Source organism: Pseudomonas sp. 3MA1, assembly GCF_029237275.1.
Lineage (GTDB): Bacteria > Pseudomonadota > Gammaproteobacteria > Pseudomonadales > Pseudomonadaceae > Aquipseudomonas > Aquipseudomonas fluorescens_AP.
This window is the reverse complement of record NZ_JAACFX010000001.1, coordinates 246,943-263,316: the sequence shown is the minus strand read 5'-3', so window position 1 is coordinate 263,316 and position 16,374 is coordinate 246,943. Positions and strand designations below refer to the sequence as shown.

Sequence of the window (16,374 nt, the reverse complement as noted above, 5' to 3'; positions counted from 1 at the left end):
CTACCGTAGGAGCTGGCCTGCCAGCGAAGGCGTCGTCCAGAACCACGCAAGGCTCAAGGGCCTCTTCGCCGGCAAGCCGGCTCCTACGACAAGTTCAAATGCCGGCGCGCAATACGCTGGCCGGAAGTGCCTCGCCACGCTCGACGCTGGCCGCTACCGCATCGATCAACGCCGTCAGTTCATACCCCTGCTCCGCCAGCCACTGCTCATCGTAGTAGGTGGTCGCATAACGCTCGCCACCGTCACAGAGAATCGCCACGATCGAACCCGTCTCGCCTGCGGCGGCCATCTGCTGGGCGGCCATCAGGGCACCGATCAGGTTGGTGCCGCTGGAGCCGCCGACCCGCCGACCCAGGCGCTGGGCCAAGTAGTGCATGGCGGCCAGGGACAGGGCATCCGGCACCTTGACCATGGCGTCGATCACCTTGGGCAGGAACGAAGCTTCGACCCGCGGCCGGCCGATGCCTTCGATCCGCGAACCGCAATCCAGGCGCAGGCTGGCATCGCCGCTCTGGTAGTAGTCGAAGAACACCGAACGCTCGGCATCGGCACACAGCACCCGGGTGCTGTGCTGGCGATAACGCACGTAGCGGCCCAGGGTCGCGGTGGTGCCACCGGTGCCCGGGCTGGAGATCAGCCAGCTGGGCTCCGGATACCGCTCGAAACGCAGCTGCTGGAAGATCGACTCGGCAATGTTGTTGTTGGCTCGCCAGTCGGTGGCGCGCTCGGCGTAGGTGAACTGATCCATGAAGTGGCCGCCACTTTCCCGGGCCAGGCGTTCGGACTCGGCATAGATCTGCGTCGGGTCCTGTACCAAATGGCTCTTGCCGCCGTAGAAAGCGATCTGGGCGATCTTTTCCTGGGACGTGCTGGCGGGCATCACGGCAATGAACGGCAGGCCCAGGAGACGGGCGAAATAGGCTTCGGAAATCGCCGTCGAGCCGCTGGACGCTTCGATCACCGGTGCACCGGGTTTGAGCCAGCCGTTGCACAGGGCATAGAGAAACAGCGAGCGAGCCAGGCGATGCTTGAGACTGCCGGTGGGATGGCTGGATTCATCCTTGAAATACAGCTCGATGCCCGGCTGCCCCGGCAGCGGCAATGGGATCAGGTGGGTGTCGGCGCTGCGCTGGAAGTCGGCTTCGATGATGCGGATGGCCTCACGGGCCCACTGGCGATTGTCGCTCATGTTCTATTCTCGTCAGATCGAACGCCGTACCGGCGCAAGAAGATGAAATGCACCCGGCCTGGATAATCCGGGAAGTCGGGGCTGACAGGCGCTTTTCCCAGGAAAAACGGCCCGCAACGCCCCGAATCAGACATGTTATGAAATAACTTTCAGGGCTTACAGGTACAGCTGGGAAGCAATTGGAAACACAACTGCAAACGAGCATTTTTAAGCAGGCCCTTTAGCCTCTGCATATAACAAAAAAGAATATAATTTTTGTTTTAACAACTAACTGCACGGGTTAGGGTGTGCCACCTATTTTTAGATTTAGATGGAGAGCGACCTTGCCTCTGCGTAGCACTTTCACTCGCTTCTTTGCCATGGAAGCTGCCAGCGGTCTGTTATTGATCGCCGCTGCCATCCTGGCTCTCATCATCAACAACTCACCGCTGTCCTGGCTGTACAACGGCTTGCTGGAAACCCCGGTGGTGGTCCAGATCGGCGCCTTGAAGATCGCCAAACCGCTGTTGCTGTGGATCAACGATGGCCTGATGGCGCTGTTCTTCCTGCTGATCGGCCTTGAGGTCAAGCGCGAGGTCCTGGAAGGCCAACTGTCCAAGCCTTCGCAGATCGTCCTGCCGGGCATGGCGGCCATTGGCGGGATGCTGGTCCCGGCGCTGATCTACTGGTTTCTCAACCGCGACAATCCGGCAGCGCTCAATGGCTGGGCGATTCCCACCGCCACCGACATCGCCTTCGCCCTGGGGGTCCTGGCCCTGCTGGGCAAGCGGGTGCCAACCTCGCTGAAGCTGTTCCTCATGACCCTGGCGATCATCGATGACCTGGGGGCCATCGTGATCATCGCGATCTTCTACTCCGGCGCGCTGTCGACCCTGTCGCTGCTGCTGGCGGCCGCCTGCATCGCCGCTCTGGTGGCAATGAACCGCATGGGGGTGGTGAAACTCGGGCCATACATGATCATCGGTCTGATTCTCTGGGTTTGCGTACTCAAGAGTGGCGTCCATGCCACCCTGGCCGGCGTGACCCTGGCCTTCTGCATTCCCCTGCGCACCCGCAATGCCGAGCCCTCGCCCTCACAGGCCCTGGAACATGCGCTGCACCCCTGGGTGGCGTTCGGCATCCTGCCACTGTTCGCCTTCGCCAACGCTGGTCTGTCGCTGAGCGGCGTAACCCTGGAGAGCTTCACCCACCATGTCCCCATGGGCATCGCCATCGGCCTGTTGCTGGGCAAGACCATCGGCGTGTTCGGCCTCAGCTGGCTCGCGGTCAAAGCCGGACTTACGGCCTTGCCGGCCGGCGCCAACTGGGGGCAGATCCTCGGGGTGGCGATTCTCTGCGGTATCGGCTTCACCATGAGCCTGTTCGTCGGCTCCCTGGCCTTTGAGCCCGGCAGCAGCGACTACGCGGGCATGGATCGCATGGGAATTCTCACCGGCTCGCTGCTGGCGGCACTGATCGGTTACGCCGTCACCGCGGCTGCCAGTCGCAAGAACACGGCGCTGAGCTCCTGATCAAACAGGATCCAGCCGCCTGAAAACACAAAACCCCGACCAGTTGCCTGGCCGGGGTTTTGTTTTGCAGCACAGGTATCAGCGGGTAACGCGGCTGGTACCGTTGACGGTCATGATGCGCACGCGATCGCCAACCCGGAACACTTCGTTTTCCTGCACCTGCTGCACATAGGCACGCATGCTGCCGTCGTCTTCACGCACGGTGATTTCAACGCCCTGGGTACGGGTCAGGCCTTCTTCAGTGGCCGAGCCCAGCAGACCGCCGGCTACCGCACCGATCACCGCGGTGACGATGCTGCCACGACCGCCGCCGATAGCGCTGCCACCCACACCGCCGATCACAGCGCCAGCAGCGCCGCCGATCGGGGTCTTGGTGCCTTCGATTTTCACCGGACGCAGGGATTCGATGGTGCCCATACGCACGGTTTGCACACGACGTGCTTCGTCACGGGAGTAGGAATCACCGGTCAGGTTAGAGGCACAACCGCCGAGCAACGTTGCCATCGCGGTGAAAGACGCAACCAGCAAAACAGACTTACGCATAGGATCAACTCCAAAGGACAGATGGTCATTAGACTCCGCAGCTTGACGCCTGTCACGGCGCAGCCCGGATAAAATTGGTTTCATTCAGCCGAAGTACAGACTGTATGAACGCTAAACCTTCTCAATACGGTGACGCCAGTTTCCCGCAGAACGCCACCGAACAAAGGATTTTCCATGGATTACTTCATCATCATCGTAACCACCGTCGCCGGTCTGTACTTCCACTGGTGGCTGTATGTACGCATCAAGCGCTGGACAGACCGTGACCTGGCACTGTCCATGGCCGGAAGCGATGAACAGAAGAAGCAATTCATGCTGCAACAACTGGCTGAGGCCCAACGCCAGAAAGTAAAACGCCGGGACCTGCCGCAATGGCTCGAAGCCGCTGCGGCCGGTTATCCCGGCGAGTAACCCACAGTCCTCAGGGAGCCAGACGTTCGCGGACCCACTGCTCGCCCTGCAGGCGATAGTTCAAACGATCATGCAGGCGACTGGGACGCCCCTGCCAGAATTCGATGCGTTCGGGCAGCAAACGATAACCACCCCAGTGTTCCGGGCAATCGGGCTGGCTGTCGCTGAAGCGCGCCTCGGTGGCCTTGAGCAGCTCCTGCAACTCGTCGCGATCGGCGATCACCCGGCTTTGCGGTGACGCCCAGGCCCCCAGGCGGCTACCCAGAGGACGAACCTGGTAATAGGCATCGGACTCCTCGGGCGTGACCTTGGCCACCCGCCCCTCAATCCGCACCTGACGCTCCAGGGTTGGCCAGAAGAAGGTCATGGCGGCAAAGGGCCGCGCAGCCAGTTGCTGCCCCTTGGCGCTCTCGTAGTTGGTGAAGAAGGTAAAACCTTGTTCATCCAACCCCTTGAGCAACAGGATGCGGCAATGGGGGCGACCCTCGGTATCAACGGTAGCCAGGGTCATGGCATTGGCCTCTACCGGGGGCTGCTCGGTTTTCACCGCTTCGGCAAACCACTGGTGGAACAGCGCAAAGGGTTCGTCCGGGGCCTGGGCCTCGGACAAACCATCGCGGGTGTAATCGCGGCGCATATCAGCCAGGGACTGAGTCATGCCTGCTTCCTTTTCCTTGAGAATCAGTTGTTAGCTTGCGCGACCTTCTTGGCCGGAGCTGCCGCCTTTTTCGCCGGAGCCTTCTTGGCGGCGGGCTTTTTGGCGACGGTGGACTTCTTCGCTGGCGCTGCGGCCTTTTTGCCGGTTGCCGCAGGCACAGGCGGCTTGGCGTCCTGCACGGCGACCATTTCAGTCTCGGATGGCGTCGGCTGGTTGTACTTGCTCAGCAGGCCCAACAGTGTGCTGCGCTGGGTCAGCATGATTTCCACGCGACGGTTCAGCGAACGGCCCTGGGGGCTGTCGTTGGCGGCGCGCGGCATCACGGCGCCCATGCCACGCAGCATCAGGCGGTCCTGCTTCAAGCCGCTGAGGCTGAAGATGGCGGCAACGGACTGTGCCCGATCGCGGCTCAGTTTCTGGTTGGCCAGGGTCGGACCGGTGGCATCGGCATGGCCGAGGATCAGCACGGCCGTCTTGGGATCGCCTTCAACCGCCTTGGCTACGCGGGTGAACGGGCCCAGGGTCACAGGCAGCAGCATGGCCGGACGATCCGGGTTGAAGGAGGCGTCGACTAGTGCCGTGACCACCAGCACGTTTTCACGACGTTCCACTTGCAGCTTGCTGTCCTTCACCGCTTCACGCAGGCGTGGCTCGTAGTCGTCCAGCCAGGCCTGGGTGATTTTCGGATCGGGCATCGGCACGTCCGCCACATTCACTTTGCTCAGAGGCTTGGGCTCGCTCTTGGCAAACGGCCACCACCAGTGAGTCTCGGAATCCGCGGCCTTGGCCACTGCCGGAGCGGGAGCCGGCTCGGCTTTCTTGGCTTCGGCGACCGGCTTGTCGGCGGAGTCCTTGGAGGAGAACGGCCACCACCAGCTGCTGCTCTCGGCCTTCGCGGCGGGCGCGGCTGGGGCTGCGGCCACAGGAGCGGGCGCGGGCGCCGGTTCGGCAGCCGCAACGGCGGGCTTGGCGGCCGCCGCAGCTTTGCCGGCTGGCGCTGCAGGTTTGGCAGAAGCGGTGGCTTTGGCGGCAGGCGCCGGCGCAGCGGCTTTGGCCGCTACCGCCGGTTTGCCCGCAGGAGCGGCAGGCGCCGCTTCGGCTGCGGCCGGTTTCTCGGCCGCTTGCGGGGCTTGATTGCTGCTGCTCTTGTCGGACCCGAACGACCACCAATGGCCGCCATCCGCTTCATTTTGTGGGGTTTGTGCACAACCGGTGACGGTCAGGCAGATGGCCAAGGCTAGAGACTTGTTTGACGACATGGGATATCCACAAAATGAGATAAAAAATTCGGTCTAAATAACCGCTACAAACAGACGCTTGGAAATTATAAAAGCCACAGGGTTGATGCCTGCAGCTTTTCCAGCATGTTTAAGCAAAAAAGTTCTTAACAGCAACCTTTTTACAGACAATCCGACAAAACCCGCACCAGCTTCTGCGCCCGTGGATCCATCAAGACATAAGGCCCCAGGGTGTTTGTCACAAAACCGAAGGCCACGTCATGCTCCGGGTCAGCAAATCCGATGGAGCCGCCAGCCCCCGGATGCCCGAATGCCCGGGCGCCCAGGCCGAAAGTGGCATTGGCGACCTGGGGCTGGTCGAGCATGCATCCCAGGCCGAACCGGGTCTGGGTCAGCAAGGTCTTGTCCATGCCCAGGCTGTGCTCACGGGTCAGCTCCTCGAGCATGTCGGCCTCCAGCAAACTGCCGTCCAGCAAGCCGCTGTAGAAACCGGCAAGACTGCGGGCATTGCCATGGCCATTGGCAGCCGGCTGCTGCATGCGCCGCCACTCGGGTTTATTGGTGCTGGTCATGATAGACGGCGGATTGGTAAAGGCCCGGGTGGTCATCGCTGTGGGCTCGCGCATGGTCACTTGCAACAGACGCTGGGCCGCGGCATCGCCGACATTGCCCTTGCCACGGGCGATATGCGCGACCCGATGAAACTCCTTGTCAGCCAGCCCCACATGGAAATCCAGCCCCAAAGGCTTGGCCACCCGGGCCACAATCGACTCCCCCGGGCCACGGCCGTCGGCCCGCCGGATCAGTTCCCCCACCAACCAGCCATAGGTGATGGCGGCGTAACCGTGCCCGTCACCCGGCGTCCACCAGGGCTGCTCCGCCGCCAGGGCATCCACCATGGTTTGCCAGTCGTACAGGGCTTCGGGGGGCAGCAACTCACGCAGGGCCGGCAGCCCGGCCTGGTGGCAGAGCAACTGACGCAGGGTAATCGCGGCCTTGCCCGAGGCGGCGAACGCCGGCCAGTAATCGGCCACTGGCGCATCCAGCTTGAGTTTGCCTTCGGCCACCAACTGCAGCGCGGTGACTGCGGTGAAGGTCTTGGTGCAGGAAAACAGGTTGGCGATGGTGTCGCTGTGCCAGGCCTCGGCGCCATCCTTGTCGGCGGTGCCGGCCCAGAGGTCGATGACGGTTTCCCCACCGATCTGGATGCACAGCGCCGCGCCGCGCTCCTGGGGATCTTCGAACAATGCCGCGAAGGCCTCGCGTACCGCCTCGAATTTAAGTTCGTAATGACCCTGAATCTGCACCCTGACTCCCCCAGCACATTTGCTCGACAACGAGGCGCGCATTGTTCCAGCCCGTAACGGATTTGGGAACAGCCGACGGGGCTGCGCTCATGACGCCAGGGCCCCCGGCCGATCAGTGACCGTTAGCGGAGTGCCCTCCGGCATGCCCGCCGGTGTCCTTGGCGTCGTGCCCCTTGCCGCCATCAGCAGCGTCATGGGCGGCGGCGCCGGCCTGTTGCGCCTGAACCTGGGCCTTCTGTGCGTCCCTGGCCAGTTGCTCAAGCGCCTGCAGGTTGCTCTTGCGCACAGTGTCGACAAAGCCCTGGAACGGCACATCGGTAATGCCCACCAGGCCGAAATGCCCGTTCTCACCGTCCAGCAAGCGCCCGGTCACGGGCTGGTCGAGGTACTGGAACCAATGCACACCGACAATCGACGACTCGCTCAGCGCCTGCTTGAGGAAGCTGGCGTAGGCCGGGCCACGGTCCTCTTCCCGGGCCAGTTCGGTGACACCGCCCCAGAACGGACCGCGATCCCGCGAGCCGAAGTTGAATTCGGTCACCAGTACCGGCTTGTCCAGGCTGCGCAGATAGGCGAAGTCCTGACCGTCCTGGGGCTTGAGGGTGTAGAGGTTGAAACTCAGCACATCGCAATACTGGGCGCAGGCCGCCACCGCTTCGGGGTTGCTGACGGCAAAACGACCGCCCAGCAGCAGGTGATTGGGGGCATGCCACTTCAGCGAGTCGGCGATGGTCTTGAAATACGTCTCGGCAAACACCTTCTGGAAATACTTGAAGTCAGCCTCGATTTCCGGGTGTTCGGGGCTCGGCAACGGCGGCACGAAGCCTGGGTCTTCCATCAGTTCCCAGGCTGGCAGATCGATGCCCCAGGCTTTCGACAGGCCCGCCTGATTGCGGTACTTGTCCCGCAGTTGCTTGAGGAAGGCGCGCTTGGCCGGAACGTCGGTGGTCAGGCGCAACGTGCCGTAGGCCAGGGCATAGCGGGCTTTCGGATCGTCCCCCGGACCGGCCCAGGCCAGTTCGTTGTCGGCAAAGTAGCCGATCAGCCAGGGATCGTCGCGATGATCGCGGGCGGCAATGGCCACCGCGCGCTCGGTGGCCATGGCAAAGCGCGGGTCGAAAGGATCGGGCATGCCGCCCCACCAGTCGCTGCCGGTGCTGATGCTGGCGTAGTCGCCGACGATGGACAGCGGCAGGGTGTAGGGGACACGGTCAGCCAGCCCCAGGGCCGGCGCGCTCCAGTTGCCGATGGTGTTGAACCCCCAGGCCTGCAGACGATCCAGGGTGTGCTCAACCCAGCGCTTCTCGTCAAACGCCGGCGGCGCGCACGGAACGACCGCCTCCGAAGCCGCAGGCTGGGCTTGGTTAGCGGACGCCCCGTCCGCCGCCGGGTCGTCGTGGGAGCAGGGCTTGCCATACGTGCGCTGCAGGTTGGCCCGGTAGAAGTCGTACCAACGGCCGGCGTTATAGCCACGCCCCTGGTCGGCACCGTTGCCACCGCGGTTGTCGCCCTCGCCGTAATAGGCGGCCAGGGGCTCGCCGTCCTTGGGCAAGGCGCTGAACATCCACTCGCGCCCGGCGACATAGGTCTGGCTGTTGTCCGGGGCCACGGTGTTGACCCCCAGGGAGTAGAACGGATGCCCCTGCGGAGTCACCAGGAACCAGCGGCCATCGCGCTTTTCGGTGCGGAAGAAGCCGCTGGCCTTGAAGCTCAGCCCCTGGTTCCAACCACCGAACTTGTCCAGCGGGGCCTTCTCCCGTTCGCCGAGCCAGCCCTTGAGCTGTTGCTGCTCCTTGGCTTCGGCCGCCTTGAGCTGATCGTCGCTGCTGACTTTTTCCGGCCAACGGGCCCGGGTCGACTGACCGTAGCCATCCACCAGCGAGCCGTAGACCGCCTTGACCACGCCCTCACCATCCAGCACGCCGAAGCGCTCGAGAAGGATGCTCTGGGTCGCCTTGGGGTTATCCAGGGACAGGGTGACCGACACCACCTGACTGCGGTCCAGTTGCCCTTCGCTACTGGCCAGCAGAATGCGCTGGCCGTCCACGGTCATCGGCATCGGCGGCGCGGCCTTCATGCCCTGGCTCAGGGGACCGCTGGCCTCCAGGGGCACCAGCAGGGTCTGCGCCGGACCGGCCGGCAGGTCGACGCGGCTGACCAGGGTCTTGCCGTCGTTGCTCTGGATGGTCACGTAGAGGGTCAGGGCCCAGTTCATCGCACTCTGGATGCGTAGGCTCATCATCCCCGACTGCGACCAGTCCCAGGCGCCGCTCTGCGGCGTCAGGCTCAGGCTCGGCTTGGCGGTGGGGTTGAAGGTGATCCGCCGCAGCACTTCGCCCTCGGCCGTCTGCTCCGCATTGGACTGCGGCAGGCTGGCATCTTGTGTCGCCACCTGCACCACGGCGGCAGGTCGGACAAAGTTGAACAGCGTCTGTTGTCCGGCTGGGGCCGCCAGTACCGGCGCGGCAAACAACAGGGCAAATACAGTGGGCAACGAACGGCGAATCATATGAACCTGGCTCTCCCTAAAGGCCGATGAACGGCTGGTGCTGAAGCGGTGACGTGAAATAGACAGCACGGCGCGCAAAGGTGCGCGCCGTGCTCAGGATATTTCTCGGCGAAATGGCGGCAAGGCATTGAGGATAGCCTTGCCATAGCGCTGGGTGACCAGGCGGCGGTCCAGCAGGGTGATGGTGCCGCGGTCCTGTTCGGTGCGCAGCAGGCGACCGCAGGCCTGGACCAGCTTGAGAGAGGCGTCCGGCACCGAGATCTCCATGAACGGATTGCCGCCCCGGGCCTCGATCCATTCCGCCAGCGCCGCTTCCACTGGATCGTCCGGCACCGAGAACGGGATCTTGGCGATCACCACGTGCTCACAGTAGGCACCGGGCAGGTCCACCCCTTCGGCAAAGCTCGCCAGACCGAACAAGACGCTGGAGTCACCACCGTCAACCCGGGCCTTGTGCTTGTTGAGGGTTTCCTGCTTGGACAGGTTGCCCTGGATGAACACCTGCTTGCGCCAATCGCGATCCAGGCCGTCGAACACGTCCTGCATCTGCTTGCGCGAGGAGAACAGCACCAGGGTGCCACGGGAGCCTTCCACCAGCTCCGGCAAATCGCGGATGATCGCCGCGGTATGCGCCGGCGCATCCCGTGGGTCGGCCCGCAGGTCGGGCACCCGCAACACCCCGGCATCGGCGTGGTGGAACGGGCTGGGCACCACGGCGGTCACGGCTTTCTTCGGCAGCCCGGCGCGCATGCGGAAACGGTCGAAGGTGCCCAGGGCGGTCAGGGTCGCCGACGTCACCAGGGCACCGTAGGCCACGTTCCACAGATTGCGCCGGAGCATCTCCGCCGCGAGGATCGGGCTGGCGTTGACCTCGATGTCGAACAGCGAGCCGCTCTCGGCCAGGGTCAGCCAGCGAGCCATGGGCGGGTTGTCTTCCGGGTCCTCGACGGTGAACGCGGTCCACAGCTCCCAGTTGCCCGAGGCCCGGGCCAGCAGGCTGCCAAACAGCGGGTACCACTCTTCGGCCTGGTTGCTGGCGATGCCGATATTGACCTCGCCATCCATGCCTTCCTTGAGCAGCTCGGTGAGGCGGGTGAACAGGTCGGTGAGACGGGAGAAGCCCTTTTTCAGCTCGATGCCCATCTCGCGCATGTGCTCGGGGATCAGCCCGCCGACGAAGCGATGACGCGGCCGTTCGCGGCCTTCCATGTCTTCGCCGGTCTTGAAGTCGGCGATCTGCTCGCAGGCGCTGAACATGAACTGCTGCTGGGTCTTGATCTCCCGCGCCAGCTCCGGCACTTGCTCGATCAGGCGCCCCAGGTCGCCCGGCAGCGGGTGCTGGGCCAGCAGCTTGGTGAGGTTCTTGGCGGTCTGCTCCAGCCAGTCGGCGGTGGAGCGCAGCCGGGTGTAATGGGCAAAGTGGCCGATGGCCTTGTCCGGCAGGTGGTGGCCTTCGTCGAACACATAGAGGGTGTCGCGCGGGTCCGGCAGCACGGCGCCGCCGCCCAGGGCCAGGTCGGCCAGGACCATGTCGTGGTTGGTGACAATCACGTCGACCTTGCCCATGCCTTCGCGGGCCTTGTAGAAGGCGCACTGGCCAAAGTTCGGGCAATGGCGGTTGGTGCACTGGCTGTGATCGGTGGTCAGGCGCGCCCAGTCGGCGTCTTCCAGGGCCGTGGGCCAGCTGTCGCGGTCACCGTCCCATTTATTCCCGGCGAGCTTCTCGATCATGCTGGTGAACAGCTTCTGGCTGGCCTCATCCACTTCGATCTTGAAGCCTTCTTCCTCGAACAGCTGGGCCGTGGCGGTCTGCGCGTGGCCTTCCTGAAGCAGCATGTCGAGCTTGGACAGGCACATGTAGCGCCCCCGGCCCTTGGCCAGGGAGAAGCTGAAGTTCAGCCCGCTGTTGCGCATCAGGTCGGGCAGGTCCTTGTAGACGATCTGTTCCTGCAGGGCGACGGTGGCGGTGGCGATCACCAGGCGCTTGCCGGCGGCCTTGGCCGTGGGAATCGCCGCCAGGCTGTAGGCCACGGTCTTGCCGGTGCCGGTGCCGGCTTCCACCGCGACCACCGCCGGGTCGCCACTGCGCCGGCCTTCGTCGTCGGTGTCGATATCACCCAGGACCTTGGCCACTTCGGCGATCATCAGGCGCTGGCCATAACGCGGCTTGAGGCTCTTGGCTTCGAGAAAACGCGAATAGGCGCCCTGGATCGTGGTTTTGAGTTCGTTGCTGATCATGGTTTTTCGGGCGCACAAAACGCTGGATAAATTTTCAGTGGTTCGAATCGGCCGCTATCATACCCCGCTAATTCATGTCGCGCAGAACGGAGTACCCGAATGACCGCTTTCGCCCTTGCCTACACCCTGCATGTGCTGGCCGCCCTGGTTTGGGTCGGCGGCATGTTTTTCGCCTGGATGGTCCTACGCCCGGCGGCCGTGGCGGCCCTTGAGGGACCGGCGCGACTGCAGCTCTGGACGCAAGTGTTTCCGCGTTTTTTCGTCTGGGTCTGGGCGGCGGTGGTGCTGTTGCCGATCAGCGGTATCGGCCTGCTGCATTTGCGCTTCAGCGGCTTTGAAACCGCGCCCAAGTATGTGCAGATCATGATGGGGCTGTATCTGGTGATGACCGCCCTGTTCATCCGCATCCAGTCCCTGCAACTGCCGGAACTGCGCAAGGCCGTGGCGGCGCAGGACTGGCCGGCCGGCGCCGCGGCGCTGGGCAAGATCCGCCGGCTGGTGGGCAGCAACCTGATCATTGGCCTGGTGCTGGTGGCCCTGGCCGCGGCCCGACCGACCTTCTGAATGCAAGCGCCCGCTACATGAGCGGGCGCCTGGTAAACCGCGGCCTCAAGCCGCCTGTTACAAACGCTGGACCGTCAACGAGCCCGTTTCTCCCGCGGGCCCTGGCTGGCCTTGAGCGCCGGGACGTCCACTCTTGCCGCCGTCGGTGCGATACACCAGGCAGCCCTTGGACTTGCCCCCGACCCCCGGCTTGCCGCCGGCACCGGCCAGGCCACCGGCACCGCCATCGACCAGCACCTTGATCTGCTCGCCGGGGAAGTCGCGGGGCAACTCAAGCCGGACCTGGGCGCCCGCCGCCCCTGGTCGTCCGTTGCCGCCGTTGTCACCATCGGCGCCGCGACCGGCCTGGCCCCAGGTGCACCCCGGCTCCTCGCCATTGGCGCCGTCGAGGCCGACATAGCCGGGAACACCGGCACCGCCTCGAGCGTCCACCGACAAGGTCTCGGCCTTCAGGGATTCGAACCGCAGGTTCAGATTGCGCCCCGGCTTGGGCGCCTTTTCATAGGTGCCCGGCGCGCCGCGGGAGCTGATCTGGCTGCCGCTGTCCAGCTCTGCACGCCGGACAATCAATTGCAGGCTTGGCCCGGTGGGCACGATGGCGATCCGCGCCTCACGCCCCAGGTGCAGCTCATCGACCTTGAGCTCGGTGACATTGGCCGGAATCAGCAAGGTGCCGTAGTCGGCCACGTCGAGGCGCTCCAACTGCAGGGTGCTGGCGGTATTGGGCAGGCGCATGAAGGAGTTGCTTTCGACCTGCACCACCTGGGCCACGGCCAGGGGACTGCAGAACAGGGCCAGCAGGCAGAGCTTACGCATGATCGGTCTCGACAGCAGGAGCAGCAGCGGGAAGGGTTTGCAGGTGGAAGATGCCCACCAGCAGGATTTGCCAACGATCACGCCAGGGATGCGGACGGTCCTTGAGGCTGCCATTGAACAGCAGCAGTTCCAGCAGATGGGTCAACAGCAACAGACTGCCCGCCAGATTGACCAGCAGGTGCAATGGATTGATCAATGGCTTGGCCAGATTGATCAGCACCACCAGCCAAAAAACCAAGGTCAGACATTTACCCATCCCCCACAAGAACTTCATACGCTCCCCTCGTGAATTATTCTTTGCGCGCACAGTAACGATTTATCCCGGGGGGACGCCAGAGGAGGATGAAAATTCTTGCCCAAGCCTCTGTTTAGCCGCTTGATCGACGAGGATCACTCGCCACGGCCGAACTCGGCGGAGAGATGAAGAACTTCGGGAAGACAGGCGCCGGCCTGGACACCCATGCCCGGCGCCGAGAGCCGAAACGACCCTGCGCGGCAGTGGCGCCGCGCAGGTCATGGGTTTCAGCGGTTGATCTGAATCTCCGTGCGACGGTTCATGGCTCGGCCTTCGGCGGTCTTGTTGTCCGCCACCGGCTTGCTTTCACCAGCGCCGGTCACCGAGACGAAGCTGTTGCGTGGAATGCCGTTGCTGATCAGGTACTCCACCACAGAGTGGGCCCGTTTTTCCGAGAGTTTCTGGTTGTAGGCGTCGCTGCCGACGCTGTCGGTGTGGCCGGTCACTCGCAGTTGCGCGCTCGGCGCCTCCTGTTTCAGGCGGGTGACGATGGTATTGAGCTTGGACTTGTCGGCGTCGGTCAGCTTGGCCGAGTCGAAATGGAAGTACACGTCGCGAATGACGATTGTTTCTTCCTTGACCACGACCACCTCTTCCACCACCGGTGGCGGTGGTGGGCAGCCGTTGGCATCGACCTTCACGCCCCTTGGGGTATGCGGGCACTTGTCACGGCTGTCCGGCACACCATCGCCGTCCTCGTCGCCGTCACCTTTTACCCAGCAATAGGCGCCGGCCAGGCCACCGACCAGCAACGCGCCACCGCCCGCCCACGAGGAGCTTTCGGTGGCGCCCAGCGCCGCGCCCGTGACACCGCCCACCGCGGCACAGATCGGCCAGTCGGTTTTCTGCAAACCTGCACAACCAGTCAACACACTGGTTAACAGAACCAAGGGTACTGCCGTCCGAATGATGCTCATCTGATTTCTCCTGAGGGATCGGCTCAAGGCCGATTCACGGAGTAAAGACCCCGGCAATGATCTGCGCCAGCAACGGGCCATCGCCGGTTTCACCCCGTAAACACGGGGGCGTCGCGTAATAAGTGGTGAACCGCTCTAGGCCCGAGGGTGGCGGCACGCTAGTCTTGGGCGTTCTGATCGAGGAGCTAAGATGAGCGCCGGTATTTCTACTCGCACACCCCAGCAGGCCGTGGCGGCCCTGCTGGATCGCTATGCACCGCAACAGCTGCTGCTGATCGGCGCCAGCGACTTCCCGGCCCTGACGGCCTTCAAGGACGCACACCCCGGTACTCAGGTCGCTCAGGCGGCGCCTGGCCCCCTGCCCGCGGAACTGGCGGCCCGGCGTTTCGACCTGGCCCTGGCGGTGGACTGCCTGGAGCATTTGCCCAAGCGCGACGGCCTGAACCTGCTGGGGGGCATCCGTAACCTCAATGCCAGCCGGATCGCGGTACTGGCCGACCTGTCCGCCTGCGGCTGGCAGGAAACCGACTTTTTCTCCCTGGCCCTGCAGGCCAGCGAACGCTTCCAGCGGGAACAGCAGGTACTGACCCTGTTTACCTATGATCTGCTTGAATACAAACAGGTGCCCGACTGGCTCAATTCACGCTTCTGGGCGAACCCGGAAAACTTTGGAAAGTATTGGTGGTAAGACGATGAGCGCCTCGATTTGTCCCTGCGGCAGCGGCAACCTGCTGGATGCCTGCTGCGGTCACTACCATGCCGGCCATCCCGCGCCCTGCGCCGAGGCCCTGATGCGTTCGCGCTACAGCGCCTACGTGCTGGGCCAGGTGGATTACCTGCTGGCCACTACCCTGCCGGCGCAGCAGGCCGGGCTGGATCGCCAGTCCATCAGCGACTGGAGCGCGCAAAGCACCTGGCTGGGACTGCAAGTGGAAAGCTCGGAGGTCTTCGGTGGCCAGCCGGAGCACGCCTTCGTCACCTTCACCGCTCGCTGGCACGACAGCCAGGGCGAGCACAGCCACCGTGAGCGCTCGTCCTTCGTGCAGAACCAGGGACGCTGGTACTTCATCGATCCAACGGTGCCTCTCAAGGCCGGACGCAACGACGCCTGCCCTTGTGGCAGCGGGCAAAAATTCAAGAAGTGCTGCGCCAGCTACTTCACCCGCTGAACCAGGAATGCCCAGAGGCCCAGGACGGGCCCGGGGAATTCAAAGGGAGTCCTGCCATGATCGTTGAACTGCGCATCCTTCGAAGCCTCTGCCTGCTCGGACTGTTGAGCCTGTCGGGGTGCGTGTCCTGGTTCACCGCTGAGGAACAGGACCCCGCGGTGCATCTGGTGAAAGTCGAGGTGGTGAAAGCCAACCTGCTGGAACAGCGCTTCACCCTGCACCTGCGGGTGGACAACCCCAACGACAGCGACCTGACCGTGCGCCGCCTGACTTACCGGGTCTACCTGGAGCGCTTCCTGCTCAGCGAGGGCGAGCACGAGCACTGGTTCACCGTCACGCCCCACAGCAGCCGCTTCTTCAAGGTGCCGGTACGCACCAACCTGTGGCCGCAGATCCGCGACGTGGTGAAACTGCTGCGCAAGCCCGAACGCCCCATTCCCTATCGCCTGGAGGGCGAACTGGAAATCGGATTATTCATCGGCAAGGACGTGCACCTGAAGCGCAATGGCGTGATAATTCCCGGCGATTTTATTCCGGAGTAACCCGCAATGACCCAGCAACCTCATGTCCATGGCCCTGACTGCAACCACGATCATGACCACCACGATCACGACCATGGCCATGTTCACGGCCCGCACTGCAACCACGCGCACCAGGAGCCGGTACGCAACGCACTGAAAGACGTTGGCCGCAACGATCCTTGCCCTTGCGGCAGCAGCAAGAAGTTCAAGAAGTGCCACGGTGCTTGATCTGAGCCCGGGCCGGGCTGCCAGGGCGCTACGCCGTCAGCGGCAGCCCGGCCCGATCTCTGCGGCCAGGAGCTGCTCCTGGCTCAGGACGGTGGCGTACTCGCCCTGCAGATTGGCCAGCGACATGGCATGCACCTCCTCGGCAGTACGGGCCCGACCGGCCACAGAACGGGTCTGTACCCTGGTCGAGCAGGTCAATCCCGCCGTCTGAGCATTCCTTGAAGGAGCTGGCTTGCCAACGAAGGCGTCCGCGAAGGCGG

Annotated in this window: 17 protein-coding genes and 1 pseudogene; 7 read left to right on the top strand and 11 right to left on the bottom strand. The window is 63.7% G+C overall.

Features of this window, described 5'->3' with window-relative positions:
* Positions 1 to 94: 94 nt before the first annotated feature.
* Complete coding sequence (locus tag GWQ44_RS01255; protein WP_103739568.1) at positions 95 to 1,189, bottom strand: PLP-dependent cysteine synthase family protein; 1,095 nt, start codon at positions 1,187 to 1,189, stop codon at positions 95 to 97.
* A gap of 323 nt (positions 1,190 to 1,512) precedes the next feature.
* Here GWQ44_RS01255 and nhaA point away from each other — a divergent pair, with 323 nt between their 5' ends.
* The gene (gene nhaA / locus GWQ44_RS01250; protein ID WP_103739567.1) at positions 1,513 to 2,700 is read left to right on the top strand and encodes a Na+/H+ antiporter NhaA; all 1,188 of its coding nucleotides are present in this window, start codon (positions 1,513 to 1,515) and stop codon (positions 2,698 to 2,700) included.
* Between the two features lie 78 nt (positions 2,701 to 2,778).
* Here nhaA and GWQ44_RS01245 read toward each other — a convergent pair whose 3' ends face one another.
* Entirely contained in the window at positions 2,779 to 3,243 is a 465-nt protein-coding gene (locus GWQ44_RS01245) for a glycine zipper 2TM domain-containing protein (protein WP_016965081.1), read from the bottom strand.
* A 174-nt stretch (positions 3,244 to 3,417) separates the two neighbouring features.
* Here GWQ44_RS01245 and GWQ44_RS01240 point away from each other — a divergent pair, with 174 nt between their 5' ends.
* Positions 3,418 to 3,654, top strand: coding sequence for a hypothetical protein (locus tag GWQ44_RS01240; RefSeq protein WP_016965080.1), 237 nt, complete (start codon positions 3,418 to 3,420; stop codon positions 3,652 to 3,654).
* A gap of 10 nt (positions 3,655 to 3,664) precedes the next feature.
* On the opposite strand, the gene pdxH is transcribed toward GWQ44_RS01240, so the two are convergent.
* The 5 genes from pdxH to dinG all read right to left on the bottom strand — a co-directional run bounded on the left by pdxH (position 3,665) and on the right by dinG (position 11,604).
* A complete protein-coding gene (gene pdxH, locus GWQ44_RS01235) occupies positions 3,665 to 4,312 on the bottom strand; it encodes a pyridoxamine 5'-phosphate oxidase (protein WP_103739566.1) in 648 nt (215 codons plus the stop codon).
* A 23-nt stretch (positions 4,313 to 4,335) separates the two neighbouring features.
* Positions 4,336 to 5,571 carry an OmpA family protein gene (locus GWQ44_RS01230; protein ID WP_199009583.1) on the bottom strand — a complete coding sequence of 412 codons (1,236 nt, stop codon included), beginning with the start codon at positions 5,569 to 5,571 and terminating at the stop codon, positions 4,336 to 4,338.
* 140 nt (positions 5,572 to 5,711) lie between these two features.
* Complete coding sequence (locus GWQ44_RS01225) at positions 5,712 to 6,857, bottom strand: serine hydrolase domain-containing protein (RefSeq protein WP_275926473.1); 1,146 nt, start codon at positions 6,855 to 6,857, stop codon at positions 5,712 to 5,714.
* A gap of 112 nt (positions 6,858 to 6,969) precedes the next feature.
* A complete protein-coding gene (locus GWQ44_RS01220) occupies positions 6,970 to 9,366 on the bottom strand; it encodes a beta-galactosidase (RefSeq protein ID WP_275926472.1) in 2,397 nt (798 codons plus the stop codon).
* Between the two features lie 93 nt (positions 9,367 to 9,459).
* Complete coding sequence (gene dinG / locus GWQ44_RS01215) at positions 9,460 to 11,604, bottom strand: ATP-dependent DNA helicase DinG (RefSeq protein ID WP_016965278.1); 2,145 nt, start codon at positions 11,602 to 11,604, stop codon at positions 9,460 to 9,462.
* Between the two features lie 99 nt (positions 11,605 to 11,703).
* Here dinG and GWQ44_RS01210 point away from each other — a divergent pair, with 99 nt between their 5' ends.
* Complete coding sequence (locus GWQ44_RS01210; protein ID WP_047302168.1) at positions 11,704 to 12,168, top strand: CopD family protein; 465 nt, start codon at positions 11,704 to 11,706, stop codon at positions 12,166 to 12,168.
* A 57-nt stretch (positions 12,169 to 12,225) separates the two neighbouring features.
* Here the strand turns inward: GWQ44_RS01210 and GWQ44_RS01205 are convergent, their stop codons facing one another.
* From GWQ44_RS01205 to GWQ44_RS01195, 3 genes are all read right to left on the bottom strand, one after another.
* Positions 12,226 to 12,984 carry a collagen-like protein gene (locus GWQ44_RS01205; RefSeq protein WP_275926471.1) on the bottom strand — a complete coding sequence of 253 codons (759 nt, stop codon included), beginning with the start codon at positions 12,982 to 12,984 and terminating at the stop codon, positions 12,226 to 12,228.
* The gene (locus GWQ44_RS01200; protein ID WP_016965280.1) at positions 12,977 to 13,258 is read right to left on the bottom strand and encodes a DUF1145 domain-containing protein; all 282 of its coding nucleotides are present in this window, start codon (positions 13,256 to 13,258) and stop codon (positions 12,977 to 12,979) included. Before GWQ44_RS01200 ends, GWQ44_RS01205 begins: the two co-directional genes overlap by 8 nt.
* 248 nt (positions 13,259 to 13,506) lie before the next feature.
* Positions 13,507 to 14,196 carry an OmpA family protein gene (locus tag GWQ44_RS01195; RefSeq protein ID WP_016965281.1) on the bottom strand — a complete coding sequence of 230 codons (690 nt, stop codon included), beginning with the start codon at positions 14,194 to 14,196 and terminating at the stop codon, positions 13,507 to 13,509.
* A 190-nt stretch (positions 14,197 to 14,386) separates the two neighbouring features.
* On the opposite strand from GWQ44_RS01195, the gene GWQ44_RS01190 reads away from it, so the two are divergent.
* The 4 genes from GWQ44_RS01190 to GWQ44_RS01175 are packed head-to-tail and all read left to right on the top strand — an operon-like array spanning position 14,387 to position 16,114.
* Complete coding sequence (locus GWQ44_RS01190) at positions 14,387 to 14,884, top strand: DUF6231 family protein (protein ID WP_275926470.1); 498 nt, start codon at positions 14,387 to 14,389, stop codon at positions 14,882 to 14,884.
* 4 nt (positions 14,885 to 14,888) lie between these two features.
* Entirely contained in the window at positions 14,889 to 15,365 is a 477-nt protein-coding gene (locus tag GWQ44_RS01185) for a YchJ family protein (RefSeq protein ID WP_047302164.1), read from the top strand.
* Between the two features lie 56 nt (positions 15,366 to 15,421).
* On the top strand, positions 15,422 to 15,907 hold the full coding sequence (locus GWQ44_RS01180) for an LEA type 2 family protein (protein WP_016965284.1): 486 nt from the start codon (positions 15,422 to 15,424) through the stop codon (positions 15,905 to 15,907).
* 6 nt (positions 15,908 to 15,913) lie between these two features.
* Entirely contained in the window at positions 15,914 to 16,114 is a 201-nt protein-coding gene (locus GWQ44_RS01175) for an SEC-C metal-binding domain-containing protein (protein ID WP_007923047.1), read from the top strand.
* 36 nt (positions 16,115 to 16,150) lie between these two features.
* On the opposite strand, the pseudogene GWQ44_RS01170 reads toward GWQ44_RS01175, so the two are convergent.
* Positions 16,151 to 16,264: pseudogene (locus tag GWQ44_RS01170) on the bottom strand (cysteine hydrolase); the annotation flags it as partial.
* Positions 16,265 to 16,374 lie beyond the last annotated feature (110 nt).

Bases quoted from the DNA above. Each gene is read 5' to 3' on its own strand.
- dinG (WP_016965278.1), bottom strand. From the start codon at position 11,604: ATGATCAGCAACGAACTCAAAACCACGATCCAGGGCGCCTATTCGCGT.
- GWQ44_RS01205 (WP_275926471.1), bottom strand. From the start codon at position 12,984: ATGCGTAAGCTCTGCCTGCTGGCCCTGTTCTGCAGTCCCCTGGCCGTG.
- GWQ44_RS01200 (WP_016965280.1), bottom strand. From the start codon at position 13,258: ATGAAGTTCTTGTGGGGGATGGGTAAATGTCTGACCTTGGTTTTTTGG.
- GWQ44_RS01190 (WP_275926470.1), top strand. From the start codon at position 14,387: ATGAGCGCCGGTATTTCTACTCGCACACCCCAGCAGGCCGTGGCGGCC.
- GWQ44_RS01195 (WP_016965281.1), bottom strand. From the start codon at position 14,196: ATGAGCATCATTCGGACGGCAGTACCCTTGGTTCTGTTAACCAGTGTG.
- pdxH (WP_103739566.1), bottom strand. From the start codon at position 4,312: ATGACTCAGTCCCTGGCTGATATGCGCCGCGATTACACCCGCGATGGT.
- GWQ44_RS01245 (WP_016965081.1), bottom strand. From the start codon at position 3,243: ATGCGTAAGTCTGTTTTGCTGGTTGCGTCTTTCACCGCGATGGCAACG.
- GWQ44_RS01220 (WP_275926472.1), bottom strand. From the start codon at position 9,366: ATGATTCGCCGTTCGTTGCCCACTGTATTTGCCCTGTTGTTTGCCGCG.
- GWQ44_RS01180 (WP_016965284.1), top strand. From the start codon at position 15,422: ATGATCGTTGAACTGCGCATCCTTCGAAGCCTCTGCCTGCTCGGACTG.
- GWQ44_RS01210 (WP_047302168.1), top strand. From the start codon at position 11,704: ATGACCGCTTTCGCCCTTGCCTACACCCTGCATGTGCTGGCCGCCCTG.
- GWQ44_RS01185 (WP_047302164.1), top strand. From the start codon at position 14,889: ATGAGCGCCTCGATTTGTCCCTGCGGCAGCGGCAACCTGCTGGATGCC.
- GWQ44_RS01175 (WP_007923047.1), top strand. From the start codon at position 15,914: ATGACCCAGCAACCTCATGTCCATGGCCCTGACTGCAACCACGATCAT.
- GWQ44_RS01230 (WP_199009583.1), bottom strand. From the start codon at position 5,571: ATGTCGTCAAACAAGTCTCTAGCCTTGGCCATCTGCCTGACCGTCACC.
- GWQ44_RS01255 (WP_103739568.1), bottom strand. From the start codon at position 1,189: ATGAGCGACAATCGCCAGTGGGCCCGTGAGGCCATCCGCATCATCGAA.
- GWQ44_RS01240 (WP_016965080.1), top strand. From the start codon at position 3,418: ATGGATTACTTCATCATCATCGTAACCACCGTCGCCGGTCTGTACTTC.